The following is a 13,738-nucleotide window of genomic DNA, read 5'->3' as shown; positions in this document are numbered from 1 at the left end:
GTGTCAGGCGATTGATACGCGACAAGTAAGCGAGAGGCGGGGCCCCATGCTGTTCCAGGTATTCAAGTCGTCGCGCGGCCAGGCGCCCGTGACATCCGCCGAGCCCGTGGTGGCGCCGCAGACCGATCTGCGCGCCGCCGTGCAGTCCATCGGCAAGCAGGCATCGTCGATGGGCCGCGAAGTGGCCGAAGTGCGGGGCCAGCTCGACGACACCGCCAAGGGCGCGACACGCCAGGCCCAGGCCGTGGCGGCTCTCGCTGAGCAGGTGAGGAGCGTCACCCAGGCACAAGACGACATCCGCGGTGTGACGGCCGGCAGCCTTGATGCCGTGGCGCGTGCGCGCCAGGCCGTCGAGGGCATCGGCGAAGAGGTCAGCCGCATCGTCGACACCTTGCGCAATGTGTCGGACGCCGCCGGGCAGATCACCCAAGTGGCGCTGCAGACGCGGCTCGTGGCGTTCAACGCTTCCGTTGAGGCGAAGCGCGCCGGCGAGGCCGGTCGTGGCTTTGGCGTGGTGGCCGATGCCGTGAAAGACCTGGCCGGCAAGGTCGAGGCCTCGTCCAAGGCCATCATGAGCACCGTGGCCGAGCTCGACGGGCGTATCGAAGCCTTGTCGCGCGAGATTCAGGCCCAGCCGGGTTCGGCCGAGAAGGGCGCCTTCCAGCGCGCGCTGGCCGACCTCGAAGGCGGTGTGTCGAGCATCAACGACGCAGCTGCGCAAAGCCGCACCATCTGCAACGGGCTGAACGGCCAGATGTCGGCCATCGAAGGCGAGATGCACAGCGCCACGCGCTCGCTCGACACAGCCCTGGTGCGCAGCGAATCCTTCCTGAAAGTGTCTGAGCACCTGATCGAACTCGTGGCCGAGTGCGGCTTCGAGACCGAAGACACGCCGTTCATCCAGTCGGCCAAGGAGGCCGCAGGCCAGATCTCGAAGCTGCTCGAAGACGCGGTGCGCACCGGCACGATCACCGAGGCCGAGCTGTTCGACGAGCAGTACAAGCCCATCCCACGCACGAACCCGGCGCAATGCACCACGCGTTTCGTGGACCTGGCCGACCGCCTCTTCCCGCAGGTGCAGGAGCGCGTGCTTGCGAGCCACGCCAAGATCGTGTTCTGCATCTCGGTGGACCGCAACGGCTACGTGGCCACGCACAACAAGGTCTATTGCCACCCGCAGCGTGGCGATGTGGCCTGGGACACCGCCAACAGCCGCTATCGCCGCATCTTCAATGACCGCACCGGGCTCGCCTCGGCGCGCAACGAACGCCCGTTCCTGCTGCAGACCTATCGCCGCGACATGGGCGGTGGCAAGTTCGTGCTGCTGAAGGAAGCCGCCGCGCCGATCACGGTGAACGGCAGGCACTGGGGCGGCTTGCGCCTCGCCTTCAACTTCTGACCGACCATGTGGCCATTGCCTGCGCTGCTTTTGTGGGCGGCCTGCTGGGGAGCTTTTCTGGGCATGCAGGAGGCCGGCGCCCGTGACTGGGCCGCACTGCTGCTGGCCACGTCGATCGGAGCGCTGCTCAGCATCCTGAGCAGCCGCCGGTGGCGCCGCATCATCATGGCGCTGGGCTTCCCGGTTTCCGTTCTTGCGTCGGGCATGGCCGGCAGCGTGCCGGCGTGGGCCTGGCTGCTGCCGCTCCTGGCCCTGCTCACCGTGTACCCCTTGCACGCGTGGCGCGATGCGCCGATGTTCCCCACGCCATCGGGCGCGTTGCTGGGGCTGTCGCGCGTGGTCTGGCTCGACGGCGAATCGCCACGCGTGGTCGATGCCGGCTGCGGCCTCGGCGACGGCTTGCGCGAGCTTCACACGCAGTTTCCTCAGGCACGGCTCGAAGGCATCGAATGGAGCTGGCCGCTGCGCATGGCCTGTGCCATCCGATGCCGCCTGCTGCGAGTGCCTGCACGCGTGAAGCGCGGCGACATCTGGAAGGCCGACTGGAAGCCCTACGCGATGGTCTACCTGTTTCAGCGCCCGGAGAGCATGCAACGCGCCGTGCGCAAGGCCGCGCGCGAGCTGCGCTGTGGCGCCTGGATGGCCAGCCTCGAATTCGAGGCGACCGACCTGCAGCCAACGGCCGTGCACCAGTGCGCCGACGGCCGCCCCTTGTGGCTGTACCAGGCGCCGTTCAAGTTGCGCGACTCCCACGCACGAGCCTGAGCGGGCCGCACGGCGCTCTCGTGGTTGGGTCATCGGCAGCGCGTCAGCCGCTCGCCGATCCGCTGTCGCCTATTGCCTACCGCCTATTGCCAAACCATCCGTAGCGGGTCTCTAATGCGCGGGCCTGCTGGCTGTTTGTGCGGCGACAACGACGGAGGGAGTCCGGATGTTTGCGAAGCTGACAGCGATGCTGCGTTACTTCAATAGCGCAGTGCCGTTCCGATTGGTCCCGGCGCTCATCGCCACGGCCGTGCTGGTGATCCTGCTGCTGATCCCCGCCCCCGAAGGCCTCAAGCCCAATGCCTGGGCGCTGGTAGCGATCTTCCTGACCACCATCGTGGCCATCATCCTGAAGGTGATGCCGATCGGCGTGATGGCCCTGATGGCGATCGTGATCGTATCGCTGTCGGAGGTCACGTCCGACACTTCCAAAGGTGCCATCGCCGATGCGCTGAGCAGCTTCGACAGCACGCTGATCTGGCTCATCGTGGCAGCGATCCTGATCTCGCGCGGCCTCAAGAAGACGGGCCTCGGCCAGCGCATGGGCCTGCTGTTCATCAGGGCGCTGGGCAAACGCACCATCGGCATCGGCTATGGCCTGGCCTTCTGCGACCTGCTGCTTGCGCCCTTCACGCCGAGCAACACCTCGCGCGGCGGCGGCATCGTGCACCCGATCATGAAGTCGATCGCCAACGCCTTCGACTCCGACCCCGAGAAGGGCACCGAGGGCAAGGTCGGCACCTACCTGGCGCTGGTGAACTACCACGCCAACACCATCACCTCGGGCATGTTCATCACCGCCACCGCGCCCAACCCACTGGTGGTCGACTACGTGGCCAAGGTCACCAACTCGAGCATCTCGCTGTCGTGGACGGATTGGGCGCTGTGCATGTTGGTGCCCGGCCTGCTGTGCCTGCTGGCCATGCCGATGGTGATCTACCTGCTCAAGCCGCCTGAGCTCAAGGTCACGCCCGATGCCATCAACTACGCACGCAGCGAGCTGGCGCGCATGGGCCCGGTGTCGGCCAAGGAGAAGGTGATGATGGGCACCTTCGGCCTCTTGCTGCTTCTTTGGGCCAACGTGCCCGAAATGATCTTCGGCACCGCCTACAACCTCGACCCCACGGTGGTCGCCTTTCTTGGCGTGTTCGTGCTCATCATCACCGGCACCATCGACTGGGACGACGTGCTCGGTGAAAAGTCTGCCTGGGACACGCTGATCTGGTTCGGTGCGCTGGTGATGCTGGCCGAGCAGCTCAACAAGCTCGGCGTCATCAAGTGGTTCTCCGAGGGCATGAAGGACGTCATCGTCTCGAGCGGCATCGGCTGGGGCGCCACGGCGGCGGTGCTGGTGCTGGCCTTCCTGTATTCGCATTACCTCTTCGCCAGCACCACGGCGCACGTCAGCGCCATGATGCTGGCCTTTCTGACAGTGGGTGTGAGCCTGATGCCGCCGCAGTACGTGGGGCTCTTCGTGCTGATCATGATCGCCAGCTCCACCATCATGATGACGCTCACGCACTACGCCACCGGCACCTCGCCGATCGTGTTCGGCAGCGGCTACGTCACGCTGGGCGTGTGGTGGCGGGTCGGCTTCATCATGAGCGTGCTCGAGTTGCTGGTCTACGTGTTCGTCGGCGCGGCGTGGTGGAAGGTGCTGGGTTACTGGTGACACGGCCATGAGCACCACGCAGCAAATGGTCCAGCTCAGCATCGACGGCCGCACGTTGCAGGCGCCGGCCACCAGCTCCATCCTGCAGGCCATGCTGCATGCGGGGCTGACGCTGGTGGAAGGCGTGGGCTGCATGGGCCAGGGCGTGTGCGGCTCTTGCCGCGTGATGGTTCGACGCTCGGGCGAGCGCGACGTGAACACCGCGCTCGCCTGCGAGACCTTGGTGGAAGAGGGCATGCAAGTGGCCTTTATCGACTATTTCACCTCGGCGGTGCGCCATCGCTACCGCATCGAAGACATCACCGACAGCTGGCGGGCCATGCCTCAGATCAACGAGGTCTTCCCGGAGGCGGCCCACTGCCGCCATTGCAGCGGCTGCGACCGCGCCTGCCCCAAGGGGCTGGAGGTGCAGCGCGGCGTGAACCACGCCGCCGCGGGCGAGCTGGCGGCGGCGAGCGAGGTGTTCGACGAGTGCGTGATGTGCAACCTCTGCACGCTGGCCTGCCCCGAGCACATCAGCCCCAATCACCTGGGCGTCTTCGTGCGGCGCATGCGGGCGTCGATGTCGCTGCGGCCCTCCGACCTGCTGCTGCGGCTGGACGAGATCGAGCGCGGTGAGCAGACGATCGACTTCGACGCGCCCGGCGCGAAGCCGCCTGCACCCTGAGCGGCGGTCTCTCATGGTCAACGGCATCCCTTACGACATTGCCCGCCAGCGCTACTGCGTGGGTGCCACGCCGGCCCTGCGCGGAGAGACGGGCAGCGTCGCCGATCTCCTCAAGGCCTACCACCCCGACCATGGCGCCAATGCCCGCGTGGCACTCGCCGTGGGCGTGAACCGTGGCGACGCCTGCCAGCCCGCTTTGGCGCAGCTGCTGCAGGCGAACGCACAGGTCGACGATGTCGACATCGCCGGCGCCCAGCTCGTGAGCACCGATGTGCTCGTGGTAGGTGGCGGTGGGGGCGGCTGCGCCGCAGCGCTCACGGCTGCGAAGGAGGGTGCGCGCGTCATCCTCGCGACCAAGCTTCGGCTGGGCGACAGCAACACCGTGATGGCCGAGGGCGGCATCCAGGCGGCGGTGGGTGCCGACGACAGCCCACAGCGGCACTTCGAAGACACGCTGCGCGCCGGCCACTTCGCCGGCGTGCCCGAACTGGTGGCGCAGATGGCGATGGACGGGCCGGACGTGATCCGCTGGCTCATTCGCCTGGGCATGCAGTTCGACCTGGAGGACGGCCACAACTCCTTCGGCGGCAAGCTGCTGCGCAAGAAGCCGGGTGGTGCCACTGCGGCGCGCATCCTCTCGTACCGCGACTACACGGGCCTGGAGCTGATGCGCGTGCTGCGCGAGGCGGTCGACCTGGACCCGGGCATCTCGCTGTGGAACCGCAGCCCCGTGCTGGAGCTGCTGACCGACGACCATGGCCGGTGCGCCGGTGCGGTGGTCTACAACCTGGAATGGCGCAGCTTCGTGCTCGTGCGCGCGCGCTCGGTCGTATTGGCGACCGGGGGAACAGGGCGCTTGCATTTCAATGAGTTCCCTACCTCCAACCACTTCGGCGCCACGGGCGACGGCCTGGTCGTGGCCTACCGGGCCGGCGCGCATCTGCGCGAGCTCGACTCCTTCCAGTACCACCCGACCGGCATCGCCTACCCGCCGCATCTGTCGGGCGGGTTGATCTCGGAGGCGGCGCGCTCGGCCGGCGCCAAGCTGCTCAATGGCGAGGGCGAGCGTTTCGTGGACGAACTGCAGCCGCGCGACGTGGTGGCCGCGGCGATCCTGCGCGAATGCGCGCAAGGGCGCGGCATTGAACGCGGCGGGCAGGTGGGCGTGTTCCTGGACATCCCCACGCTGGAGGCGCAGCAACCCGGCATCCTGAAGAAGCGCCTGGTCACCGTGGGGCACCTGGCCAAGAAATGCGGGCACGACCCTGCCGTGGAGCCGTTCATGGTCTACCCCACGCTGCACTACCAGAACGGTGGCGTGTCGATCGACAAGACCGGCGCAACACGTGTGGAAGGGCTCTACGGCGTCGGCGAAGTGTCCGGCGGCATCCACGGCCGCAACCGCCTGATGGGCAATGCCTTGCTCGACATCCTCAGCATGGGCCGCCGTGCCGGCTCCGCGGCCGCGCATGGCCCGGGCAACCCCTTGCTCGGCCGCGCGGGCATCGGCCACGTGCACGCCTGGCAGCGCGAGTTGACGCTCGCGGGGCTGCCATTGGGTGTGAAGGCGCCCTTGCTCTTCCCGAGCTATGCGAACTTCGATCTCGCGGCCGACGCCGGGTTGGGCACGCGCCGTTCGATGCCGATGATGGGGGGCCTGCGGTGAGCGCGGCTGTGTTGAATCAGGTCTTGCTGAGAGAGGAAGCCCGCGTCGGTGCCGATCTTTCCGCGTGGCTGGCGTACGGCGGGGGCTTGGGGTTGGCGAACGCCTTGCAGGACCCGCCAGGCATTCTCGCCACCATCGAGCAGGCCGATTTGCGCGGCATGGGCGGAGCTGGCTTCGCCACCCATCGCAAGTGGGCACCGGTGGCGGCCTCCGCAAGTGCCGACAAGTACGTGATCTGCAACGGCAACGAAGACGAACCCGGCACCTTCAAGGACCGCTTCCTGCTCGAACACACGCCGCACACGGTGATCGAAGGCGCACTGATCGCGGCGCTCGCCACCCGCGCCAACCATGTGGTTCTCTACATCAACCCCCACGAGCAACGAGCGATGACCGTGGTGCGCGAGGCGGTGCAGCAGTGGCGCGGGCATGCCCATTTCACGGCGATCGAGGCGCAGCTTGGCGGGCCGCTGTCACTGGAGGTGGTGCCGAGCTCGGGTCTCTACATCGGTGGCGAAGAGACTGCGGTGATCTCAAGCGTCGAAGGCAGCTTCCCGTTCCCGCGCCGCAAGCCGCCGTTCCCGGCCGAGCAGGGGGTGCACGGCAAGCCCACCATCGTCAACAACACCGAGACGCTGGCGCACGTGCCCGGCATCCTGCGTCATGGCGCCGCCTGGTACCGCGGCCTTGGCCTGGGCGGCGCGGCGGGCACCAAGCTGTACTCGCTCTCGGGCGACGTGCTGCGCCCCGGGCTCTACGAGCTTCCGATGGGTACGCCGCTGCAGTCACTCGTGTTCGAGCACGGTGGCGGCATGCTGCTGGGCAAGGAGTTCAAGGCGGTGTTCACCGGCGGCCCATCGAACACGCTGCTCACGCGGCGCGATCTTGATGTGCCGCTCGACTTCGATTCCGTGCGCGCGCGGCAATCTCGCCTCGGCACCGGGGCCATGATCGTGGTGTCCGAAGGTACGAGCATCGTGCGCAAGGTGGCCGAGTACGTCGACTTCTTCTCCCACGGCTCCTGCGGCCAGTGCCCGCCGTGCAAGGGCGGTACCTTTCAGCTCACGCGATTGCTCAACCGCATCGACACCGGGCGCGGCGTGCCGGCCGACCTCGAAGCGATCGAGAACCTCTGCGGTCTCTTGCCGGGCAGCGGCCGCTGCGGCCTCATCGACGGCGCGGTGACCGTGGTGGCGAGCTCGCTGACGCAGTTTCGCAACGAATACGAGAGCCTGCTGATCCGCTAGCGCCACGCGAGCGGCACTCCGTGCGCAGCCTGCCGATCAGCGAGCGCGGTGCTGCTGCAGCCACACGCGCGGCGACACGCCCAAGTGCGCCGTGAACGCCCGCGACAACGCGGCCGAACTGGCGTAGCCAACTTCGCTCGCCACGGATTTCAACGGCCTGCCCTGCCCAAGCAGTTGCTGCGCGAGCGAGATGCGCCAGCGCGCGAGGTAGTCCACCGGTGTGTCGCCCACGGTCTCTCGAAAGGCTTGCGCAAAGGCGCTGCGCGACATGCCGGCGGCCTCGGCGAGGGTTTGCACCGTCCAGGGCGACTGTGGCTGCGTGTGCATGCCGTGCAGCGCGCGTGCCACCGCAGGGTGAGCCAGCCCAGCGAGCAGCCCGGCCGACACCGCCTTGGGGCCATCGCGTTCGATCACCCAGCGCAGCACCTGGATCAGCAGCACCTCGAACAGCTTGTCGGCCAGAAGCGACGGCGCGTTGCCGGTGCGGTCGGCTTCAGCGAACAGCATCTGCAAGGTGAGCGCGCCGCCCTCGAAGTGAGCCAGGGGCAGCACGAGCAGCGGCGGCAGCGCGCGGGCGATGGGGTGCAGCTCGCGCCCTTCGAACGCCACGGTGGCGCAGACGAAGTCGTTGCGCACGTCCACCGGGTTCACGAACTCATGCAGGCACGCGCGCGGGTAGAACAAGAGCGAAGGTTCGTCGACGACCAGCGTCTCGGGCAGGCCCGGCGCGCGATCACGATGGCGTACCTCGAGCCGGCCTTGGCGCAGCACATGCAAGAACGCCAGGCCGTTCTCATCGCCGTACTGGATTGCACCGCACAGCGGCCCGGCCTGGAACTGCCGCGCCTGCGCCTTGAATCGGCGGAAGACCGGCGCGAGGGGGTCGATGGGGCCGGGGGTGGTCACGAGAGGGGCAGCCTGCAGACGGGGTCGGCTTGTCGTCAGAACACGTAGGGCACGAAGCGCTTGCTCGCGCGCATGTACTGCGCGTACTCGTCACCGAAGTGCTGCAGGCATTCGGCCTCGTCGCGCAGCGCGGTGATCCAGAGCGCAAGGCTGGCCACGGCGGCCAGCAGCGTGGTCGGCAGCGTGATGTCTTTCAGGTAGGCGCCCCACGTGAGGTAGAGCAGGGCGGCGTACATCGGGTGACGGATGAATCGGAAGATGCCGCTCGTCACCAGCGTCGAGGTCTTCTCGAAGGCAAACAGTTCGGCGTCGGCGCGGCCATCGCTCGGGCGGCCGACCTTCTTGAGCAGCTTCACGGCCTCGATCACCAGAATGACCGACAGCAGCAGCAGCACCCAGGATGCGATCTGCCGTGGCGAGAACGGACCGACGGTCCACATCGGGAAGTTGGTCAGCACCAAGGCGAGCATGCACTCCCACGCAATGAAGCGGTAGAAGCCGTGCGATCGCGGGTTGCGCAAGGCGTGGCGCGAGACATAGGCGAAGTAGCCGGTGCCGGCGAGGAAGATCGCGAGTTGTGTCGTGCCCATGAAATGAAAAGCGGCCCTCAGTGGGGCCGCAGTGTCGCATTGGTGCAGGGTTCAGGCTGACGCGCCGCGCCGCGCCCACGCCGGTCCGACCTACCCGCCGGACGAGAGGCGGTCGTTCTTTTCAGGCCTGGACGGCGCCGCTGCGCACGCTGCGGTCGGCACCGCTTGCGGAGTAAACGGCCGAGACGCGTTCGCGCGGCATCAGCACGTCCATTGCGCGGTCGAGCGCGGCGGTGGCGCGTGCGAGCGACTCGCGCTGTGAGGCCACCAGGCCTCCGGCGAGCTTGAGGCGTTCTCGCAGGGGCGGCGGTACCGGGCCGCTGCGTGCGGCCAGGGTGAAATGTTCGATCGCGCGCGCCAGGGCGCGGTGCAGCTCGCTTGCGTGCCGGTCGATCGCCACGCTGTCGTTGGCGCGCAGCGATTCACCCAGCGCGTGAAGCTGGCTCTCCACCGCTGCAAGGGTGGATTCGAGTACTGATGAACTGCCTGCGTCGGGCGTGTTCATGAGGATGGGGTTGTGCGTCTGTTGAAGGAACGTGGACATCGAGCGAGGCGTCAAGGCAACCGGGCGGAGAACGCGAGATCAGTGCTGGGTCTTGCCCAACACCTCATGGGCGTTGGCGATCAGGCGGTCGGCGATCTTCTCGGCGTTGATCTCGAACTTGCCGTCGGCGATGGCCTGCGCGATGCGCGCCACCTTGTCGGCGTCGAACTCGGCGCTCGCATCGCTCGAGAGCAGCGTGGAGGCGGTGTTGGACAACTCCACCTTGGCGCTGGCGTCATGCTGGGCTGCGGCTTCCTGGGCTGCTTCCTGAGACTTGGCGGTTTCGCCAGCCTGCGTGCCACGGGTGGGCGCAACGCCACCAACACCTGCGGGTTTGTCTACGGGGTTGCCGATCTTCATCATGTACTCCTTGGGCCGGGAAACCGCCCCGAGCTCTCAACATGGACGGTGTATCGGCCCGTCCCGAACGAAACTTTAGGAAATTTTTGCGAATTGTGATTTGAGGGTCGAAATTTCACAATGCGATCTCCAACTGCCGGTCTGCCACGGGCCGCCCTGTGACCACGCGCCCGCTTTCCGTGCGCACCCGGGCCGTCTGGCCTTCGACCCCTGCCGTCACCGCCTGGCCCGAGCCTGCAATTGCAAAACCCTTGCCTGCCACGCGGATCTGCACCGGGTCACCGGGCGCAAACCATTGGCGAGACTTGAGCGCGTTGCCGCTCAGGCTCTGGCCGGCCGCCAGGGCGCGGCTCAGGGTTCGCCCGAGCAGCAGGCTGCTGTCCGTCAGCGGCGGGTCTCTCGGGTTTTCGGCCAGATCGACCTCGGCTTGATGGAAATCGTCTTCGCCAAGCACATGGCCGGCGGGCAGCTCACCTGAAGCCACGAACGCCGGGCCGAAGACTTTGACGGTCATCGGCAGGTAAACGTTCCAGGGCGTGACGCCTTTCTCACATTTGAGGCCCACGCGGGTCTTGCCGAAGAGCCGCGCGCCGTTGGGCAGGTAGGGCTTGAGTTGCTCGCAGGGGTTCAGTCGCAGGCGGATGTCCACCCGACCTGGGACGATCTCGGTGCGCGCCGCACTCGCCTCGCCGAGACGCTGCTGCAAGAACTTCTGTGCGGCCTCAACGAGTTGTTCTTCAAGACTGGCATTCCCTTGCGCGCGCGCCAGCCCCGCCAAGCTTATCAGCCCGGCCAGCAGGAACATGCGCAGCACATACAAGGGGGTCTTTTCCACGCTGACACTTTAGAAGTGGCGTTGCACCCGCGAGGCCCGGAATTGGCGCAGAAAGGGCGGCCTATTCCCGCTAATGTTTTTGAAGGCGCTGCCCACAATCCATTGACATCACCCCATGGGTCAAGTGGGACACGCCAAATGCTGAACCGACTCACCAGTACGCTCGATTTCCAAGGCCAGGCGCTGAGCCTGCGCTCGGAGCGCCAGCGCCTGCTCGCCAGCAACATCGCCAACGCCGACACGCCGGGCTTCGTGGCCCGCGACATGGACTTTGCCGCTGCGCTGCGCCAGGCCACAGGCCAGGTGCAGGGCGCACCGGCACTGGCCGCCAGCCAGCCCGGGCACATCGCAGGCCCGAGCGGAGCGGCCGGGGCGGTGCAATCGAACCTGGTCTACGCGCAACCCAGCCAGACCAACCTCGACGGCAACACCGTCGACATGGACCGTGAGCGCGCGAGCTTCGCCGACAACTCGGTGCGCTACGAGGCCACGCTTCGCTTCATCAACGGCGGCGTGCGCACGATGCTCGATGCAATCAGGGGGCAATCATGAATAACGGCATTCGTAGCGAAGCGGCCGTCAAATCATCGGACGAGGGGCTGTCATGAGCATGTTCCAGATCTTCAACGTGAGCGGGAGCGCGGTCTCTGCGCAATCGCAGCGGCTCAACGTCGTCGCCTCGAACCTGGCCAACGCCGACACGGTGGCAGGCCCCGATGGCCAGGCCTACAAGGCGCGGCAGGTCACCTTCCAGACCGAGCTGATGGGCAAGACCGGCCAGGTGGCCGACGCCGGCATGGCCGGCGTCAAGGTGAGCAGCATCAGCGAAGACCAGACGCCTGGGCGGCGCGTGCACGACCCGAGCCACCCGCAGGCCGATGCCGAGGGCTACGTGACCTACAGCAACGTGAACGCGGTGGAGGAGATGGTCAACATGATCTCGGCCTCGCGCTCGTACCAGAACAACATCGAAGTCATGAACACGGCCAAGACGCTGCTGCTCAAGACGCTGCAGATGGGTCAATGACCCTCGTGAACTGAGAGAGAGCACCCACCATGGCCGTCAACAACGTTCAAACCACCTACGCGGCGCTGAACAGCAAGAACGAGGTCGCCGCTGCCAACAGCTCGGAGGCTGCCGACCGCTTCCTGAAGCTTCTGGTCGCCCAGATGCAGAACCAGGACCCGCTTTCGCCGATGGACAACGCGCAGGTCACGAGCCAGATGGCGCAGATCAACACCGTCACCGGCATCGAAAGGCTCAATGGCACCGTGCAGGGCCTGTCGGGCCAGTTCGTTCAGATGCAGGCGCTGCAGGGCGCGAGCCTGGTCGGGCACGACGTCATCGTGCCGGGCAACAAGATGAGCATGAGCGAAGGCGTGGGCCAGGGTGGCTTCGAGCTGACGAGTGCGGCAGACAACGTGAAGGTCGAGGTGCTGGGCCCGAGCGGCCAGGTGCTCGAGACCATGAACCTGGGCGCCACGCCGGCCGGCATGAACAGCTTCGACTGGATCGCCGGAAACAACGCCACGGCCAGCGGCGTGACCTTCCGCGTCACGGCCACCAGCGGGGCCACGCAACTCACCGCCACACCGCTGATGCGCGACCGCGTCAACGCGGTCAGCACGGCAGGCGACACGCTCACGCTGGAGCTCGCAAGCTCCGGCGCGGTGCCCTACAGCCAGGTCAAGGCATTCAACTGATATCCGCCGCTTCGGCACCTAGAAAGGACATTCCATGGGCTTCCAGCAAGGTCTCTCCGGACTGAACGCGGCGAGCAAGAACCTCGACGTCATCGGCAACAACGTGGCCAACGCCAACACCTTCGGCGCCAAGGCATCGCGCGCCGAGTTCGGCGACATGTACGCCGCCGCGCTGTCGGCCGGCGGCTCCAGCAACATCGGCATCGGCGTGAACCTGCAGGCGGTGACGCAGCAGTTCACGCAGGGCAACATCACCACCACCGCGAACTCGCTCGACATCGCCATCAATGGCGCGGGCTTCTTCGAGGTGAGCCAGGGCGGCCAGACGCTCTACAGCCGCAATGGCCAGTTCCAGGTCAACAAGGACGGCTACCTCGTCACCAACCAGGGCGGCCAGTTGCTCGGCTACCCGGCCGACGACCAGGGCGTGATCCAGCCGGGCCTCGCAGTGCCGCTGCAACTGCCCACCGCCGGCATCGACCCGAACGCGACGAGCGCGATCGACATGGAGTTCAACCTGGATTCGCGCAGCGGCGTGACGCTGCCGGCCACGGCGCCCATGATCGACCTCACCGACGCCACCACGTACAACAACGCCACCTCGCTCACCGTCTACGACGACCTGGGCCAGGATGTGGCGCTGACCTACTACTTCCAGAAGACCAGCACCGACAACTGGAATGTGTACGTCACGGCGAACGGCACTTCGGTCGCCACCAACGGCGCCGGCGACCCGGCCCCGGTGACGACCATCACCTTCCCGCCCAATGGCGGCGCCCCCACCGCACCGGCCGGCCCGATCACGTTGAACGTGCCGGCCTCGACCAACGCGGCCGGCGCGACCACGCTGGCCATCCCCGGCATCCAGCTCGACCTCTCGGCCGCCTCGCAGTTCGGTGCGCCCTTCGGCGTGACCAACCTCACGCAGGACGGCTACGCGCCGGGCCAGCTCTCGGGCCTGTCGATCGAGAAGGACGGCACCGTGATGGCCACCTACTCGAACGGCCAATCCAAGCCGGCCGGCCAGATCGAGCTGTCGACCTTCCGCAACGCGCAGGGCCTCAAGCCGCTGGGCGGCAACCTGTGGGCGCGCACGTATGAATCGGGCGACCCCATCGTGGGCACGCCGGGCCAGGGCAACCTGGGCGTGCTGCAGTCGGGCGCGCTTGAGGAGTCGAACGTGGACCTGACCGCCGAACTGGTGAACATGATCACCGCGCAGCGCATCTACCAGGCGAATGCTCAGACCATCAAGACGCAGGACCAGGTGTTGCAGACCTTGGTGAATCTGCGTTGATGAGTTTTGAGTGATGGGGATGCTGATGAGCGGGGCTTCGATACCTCAGCCTGAGCGGCCTGCGACGCGCGGGCTGTTGGATGCCC

General features: G+C 66.9%; 15 protein-coding genes. 10 read left to right on the top strand and 5 right to left on the bottom strand.

Annotated features, from left to right (window positions below; genetic code table 11):
- The first annotated feature begins 46 nt into the window (after positions 1 to 46).
- From AC1KAR_RS03630 to AC1KAR_RS03605, 6 genes are all read left to right on the top strand, one after another.
- Positions 47 to 1,399, top strand: a complete 1,353-nt coding sequence (locus AC1KAR_RS03630; protein WP_480314588.1) for a methyl-accepting chemotaxis protein — start codon at positions 47 to 49, stop codon at positions 1,397 to 1,399.
- Between the two features lie 63 nt (positions 1,400 to 1,462).
- Complete coding sequence (locus AC1KAR_RS03625) at positions 1,463 to 2,164, top strand: class I SAM-dependent methyltransferase (protein ID WP_480314587.1); 702 nt, start codon at positions 1,463 to 1,465, stop codon at positions 2,162 to 2,164.
- A gap of 166 nt (positions 2,165 to 2,330) precedes the next feature.
- A complete protein-coding gene (locus AC1KAR_RS03620; RefSeq protein ID WP_480314586.1) occupies positions 2,331 to 3,836 on the top strand; it encodes a DASS family sodium-coupled anion symporter in 1,506 nt (501 codons plus the stop codon).
- Positions 3,837 to 3,861: 25 nt separating this feature from the next.
- A complete protein-coding gene (locus tag AC1KAR_RS03615) occupies positions 3,862 to 4,503 on the top strand; it encodes a 2Fe-2S iron-sulfur cluster-binding protein (protein ID WP_480317745.1) in 642 nt (213 codons plus the stop codon).
- A gap of 13 nt (positions 4,504 to 4,516) precedes the next feature.
- Complete coding sequence (locus tag AC1KAR_RS03610; protein ID WP_480314585.1) at positions 4,517 to 6,169, top strand: FAD-binding protein; 1,653 nt, start codon at positions 4,517 to 4,519, stop codon at positions 6,167 to 6,169.
- Positions 6,170 to 6,177: 8 nt separating this feature from the next.
- Positions 6,178 to 7,416, top strand: coding sequence for a complex I 51 kDa subunit family protein (locus AC1KAR_RS03605; protein ID WP_480314584.1), 1,239 nt, complete (start codon positions 6,178 to 6,180; stop codon positions 7,414 to 7,416).
- A gap of 36 nt (positions 7,417 to 7,452) precedes the next feature.
- On the opposite strand, the gene AC1KAR_RS03600 is transcribed toward AC1KAR_RS03605, so the two are convergent.
- The 5 genes from AC1KAR_RS03600 to flgA form a co-directional block, all read right to left on the bottom strand.
- Complete coding sequence (locus AC1KAR_RS03600; RefSeq protein ID WP_480314583.1) at positions 7,453 to 8,322, bottom strand: helix-turn-helix domain-containing protein; 870 nt, start codon at positions 8,320 to 8,322, stop codon at positions 7,453 to 7,455.
- Positions 8,323 to 8,357: 35 nt separating this feature from the next.
- Positions 8,358 to 8,912, bottom strand: coding sequence for a methyltransferase family protein (locus AC1KAR_RS03595; RefSeq protein ID WP_480314582.1), 555 nt, complete (start codon positions 8,910 to 8,912; stop codon positions 8,358 to 8,360).
- Positions 8,913 to 9,033: 121 nt separating this feature from the next.
- The gene (locus AC1KAR_RS03590) at positions 9,034 to 9,456 is read right to left on the bottom strand and encodes a hypothetical protein (RefSeq protein ID WP_480314581.1); all 423 of its coding nucleotides are present in this window, start codon (positions 9,454 to 9,456) and stop codon (positions 9,034 to 9,036) included.
- A gap of 39 nt (positions 9,457 to 9,495) precedes the next feature.
- Complete coding sequence (gene flgM / locus AC1KAR_RS03585; protein ID WP_480314580.1) at positions 9,496 to 9,816, bottom strand: flagellar biosynthesis anti-sigma factor FlgM; 321 nt, start codon at positions 9,814 to 9,816, stop codon at positions 9,496 to 9,498.
- Positions 9,817 to 9,931: 115 nt separating this feature from the next.
- Positions 9,932 to 10,651 carry a flagellar basal body P-ring formation chaperone FlgA gene (flgA, locus tag AC1KAR_RS03580; protein WP_480314579.1) on the bottom strand — a complete coding sequence of 240 codons (720 nt, stop codon included), beginning with the start codon at positions 10,649 to 10,651 and terminating at the stop codon, positions 9,932 to 9,934.
- 138 nt (positions 10,652 to 10,789) lie between these two features.
- Here flgA and flgB point away from each other — a divergent pair, with 138 nt between their 5' ends.
- The 4 genes from flgB to flgE are packed head-to-tail and all read left to right on the top strand — an operon-like array spanning position 10,790 to position 13,652.
- Positions 10,790 to 11,203: a flagellar basal body rod protein FlgB gene (gene flgB, locus AC1KAR_RS03575; protein WP_480314578.1), complete on the top strand. Its 414-nt coding sequence runs from the start codon at positions 10,790 to 10,792 to the stop codon at positions 11,201 to 11,203.
- A 52-nt stretch (positions 11,204 to 11,255) separates the two neighbouring features.
- Positions 11,256 to 11,678, top strand: a complete 423-nt coding sequence (flgC, locus tag AC1KAR_RS03570; RefSeq protein ID WP_480314577.1) for a flagellar basal body rod protein FlgC — start codon at positions 11,256 to 11,258, stop codon at positions 11,676 to 11,678.
- A 29-nt stretch (positions 11,679 to 11,707) separates the two neighbouring features.
- On the top strand, positions 11,708 to 12,355 hold the full coding sequence (locus AC1KAR_RS03565) for a flagellar hook assembly protein FlgD (RefSeq protein WP_480314576.1): 648 nt from the start codon (positions 11,708 to 11,710) through the stop codon (positions 12,353 to 12,355).
- A 34-nt stretch (positions 12,356 to 12,389) separates the two neighbouring features.
- Positions 12,390 to 13,652, top strand: a complete 1,263-nt coding sequence (gene flgE, locus AC1KAR_RS03560; RefSeq protein ID WP_480314575.1) for a flagellar hook protein FlgE — start codon at positions 12,390 to 12,392, stop codon at positions 13,650 to 13,652.
- The last annotated feature ends 86 nt before the right edge of the window (positions 13,653 to 13,738 follow it).

Source organism: Piscinibacter sp. PDB1-1 (genome assembly GCF_056675995.1).
This window is presented reverse-complemented; position numbering and strand designations above follow the sequence as displayed.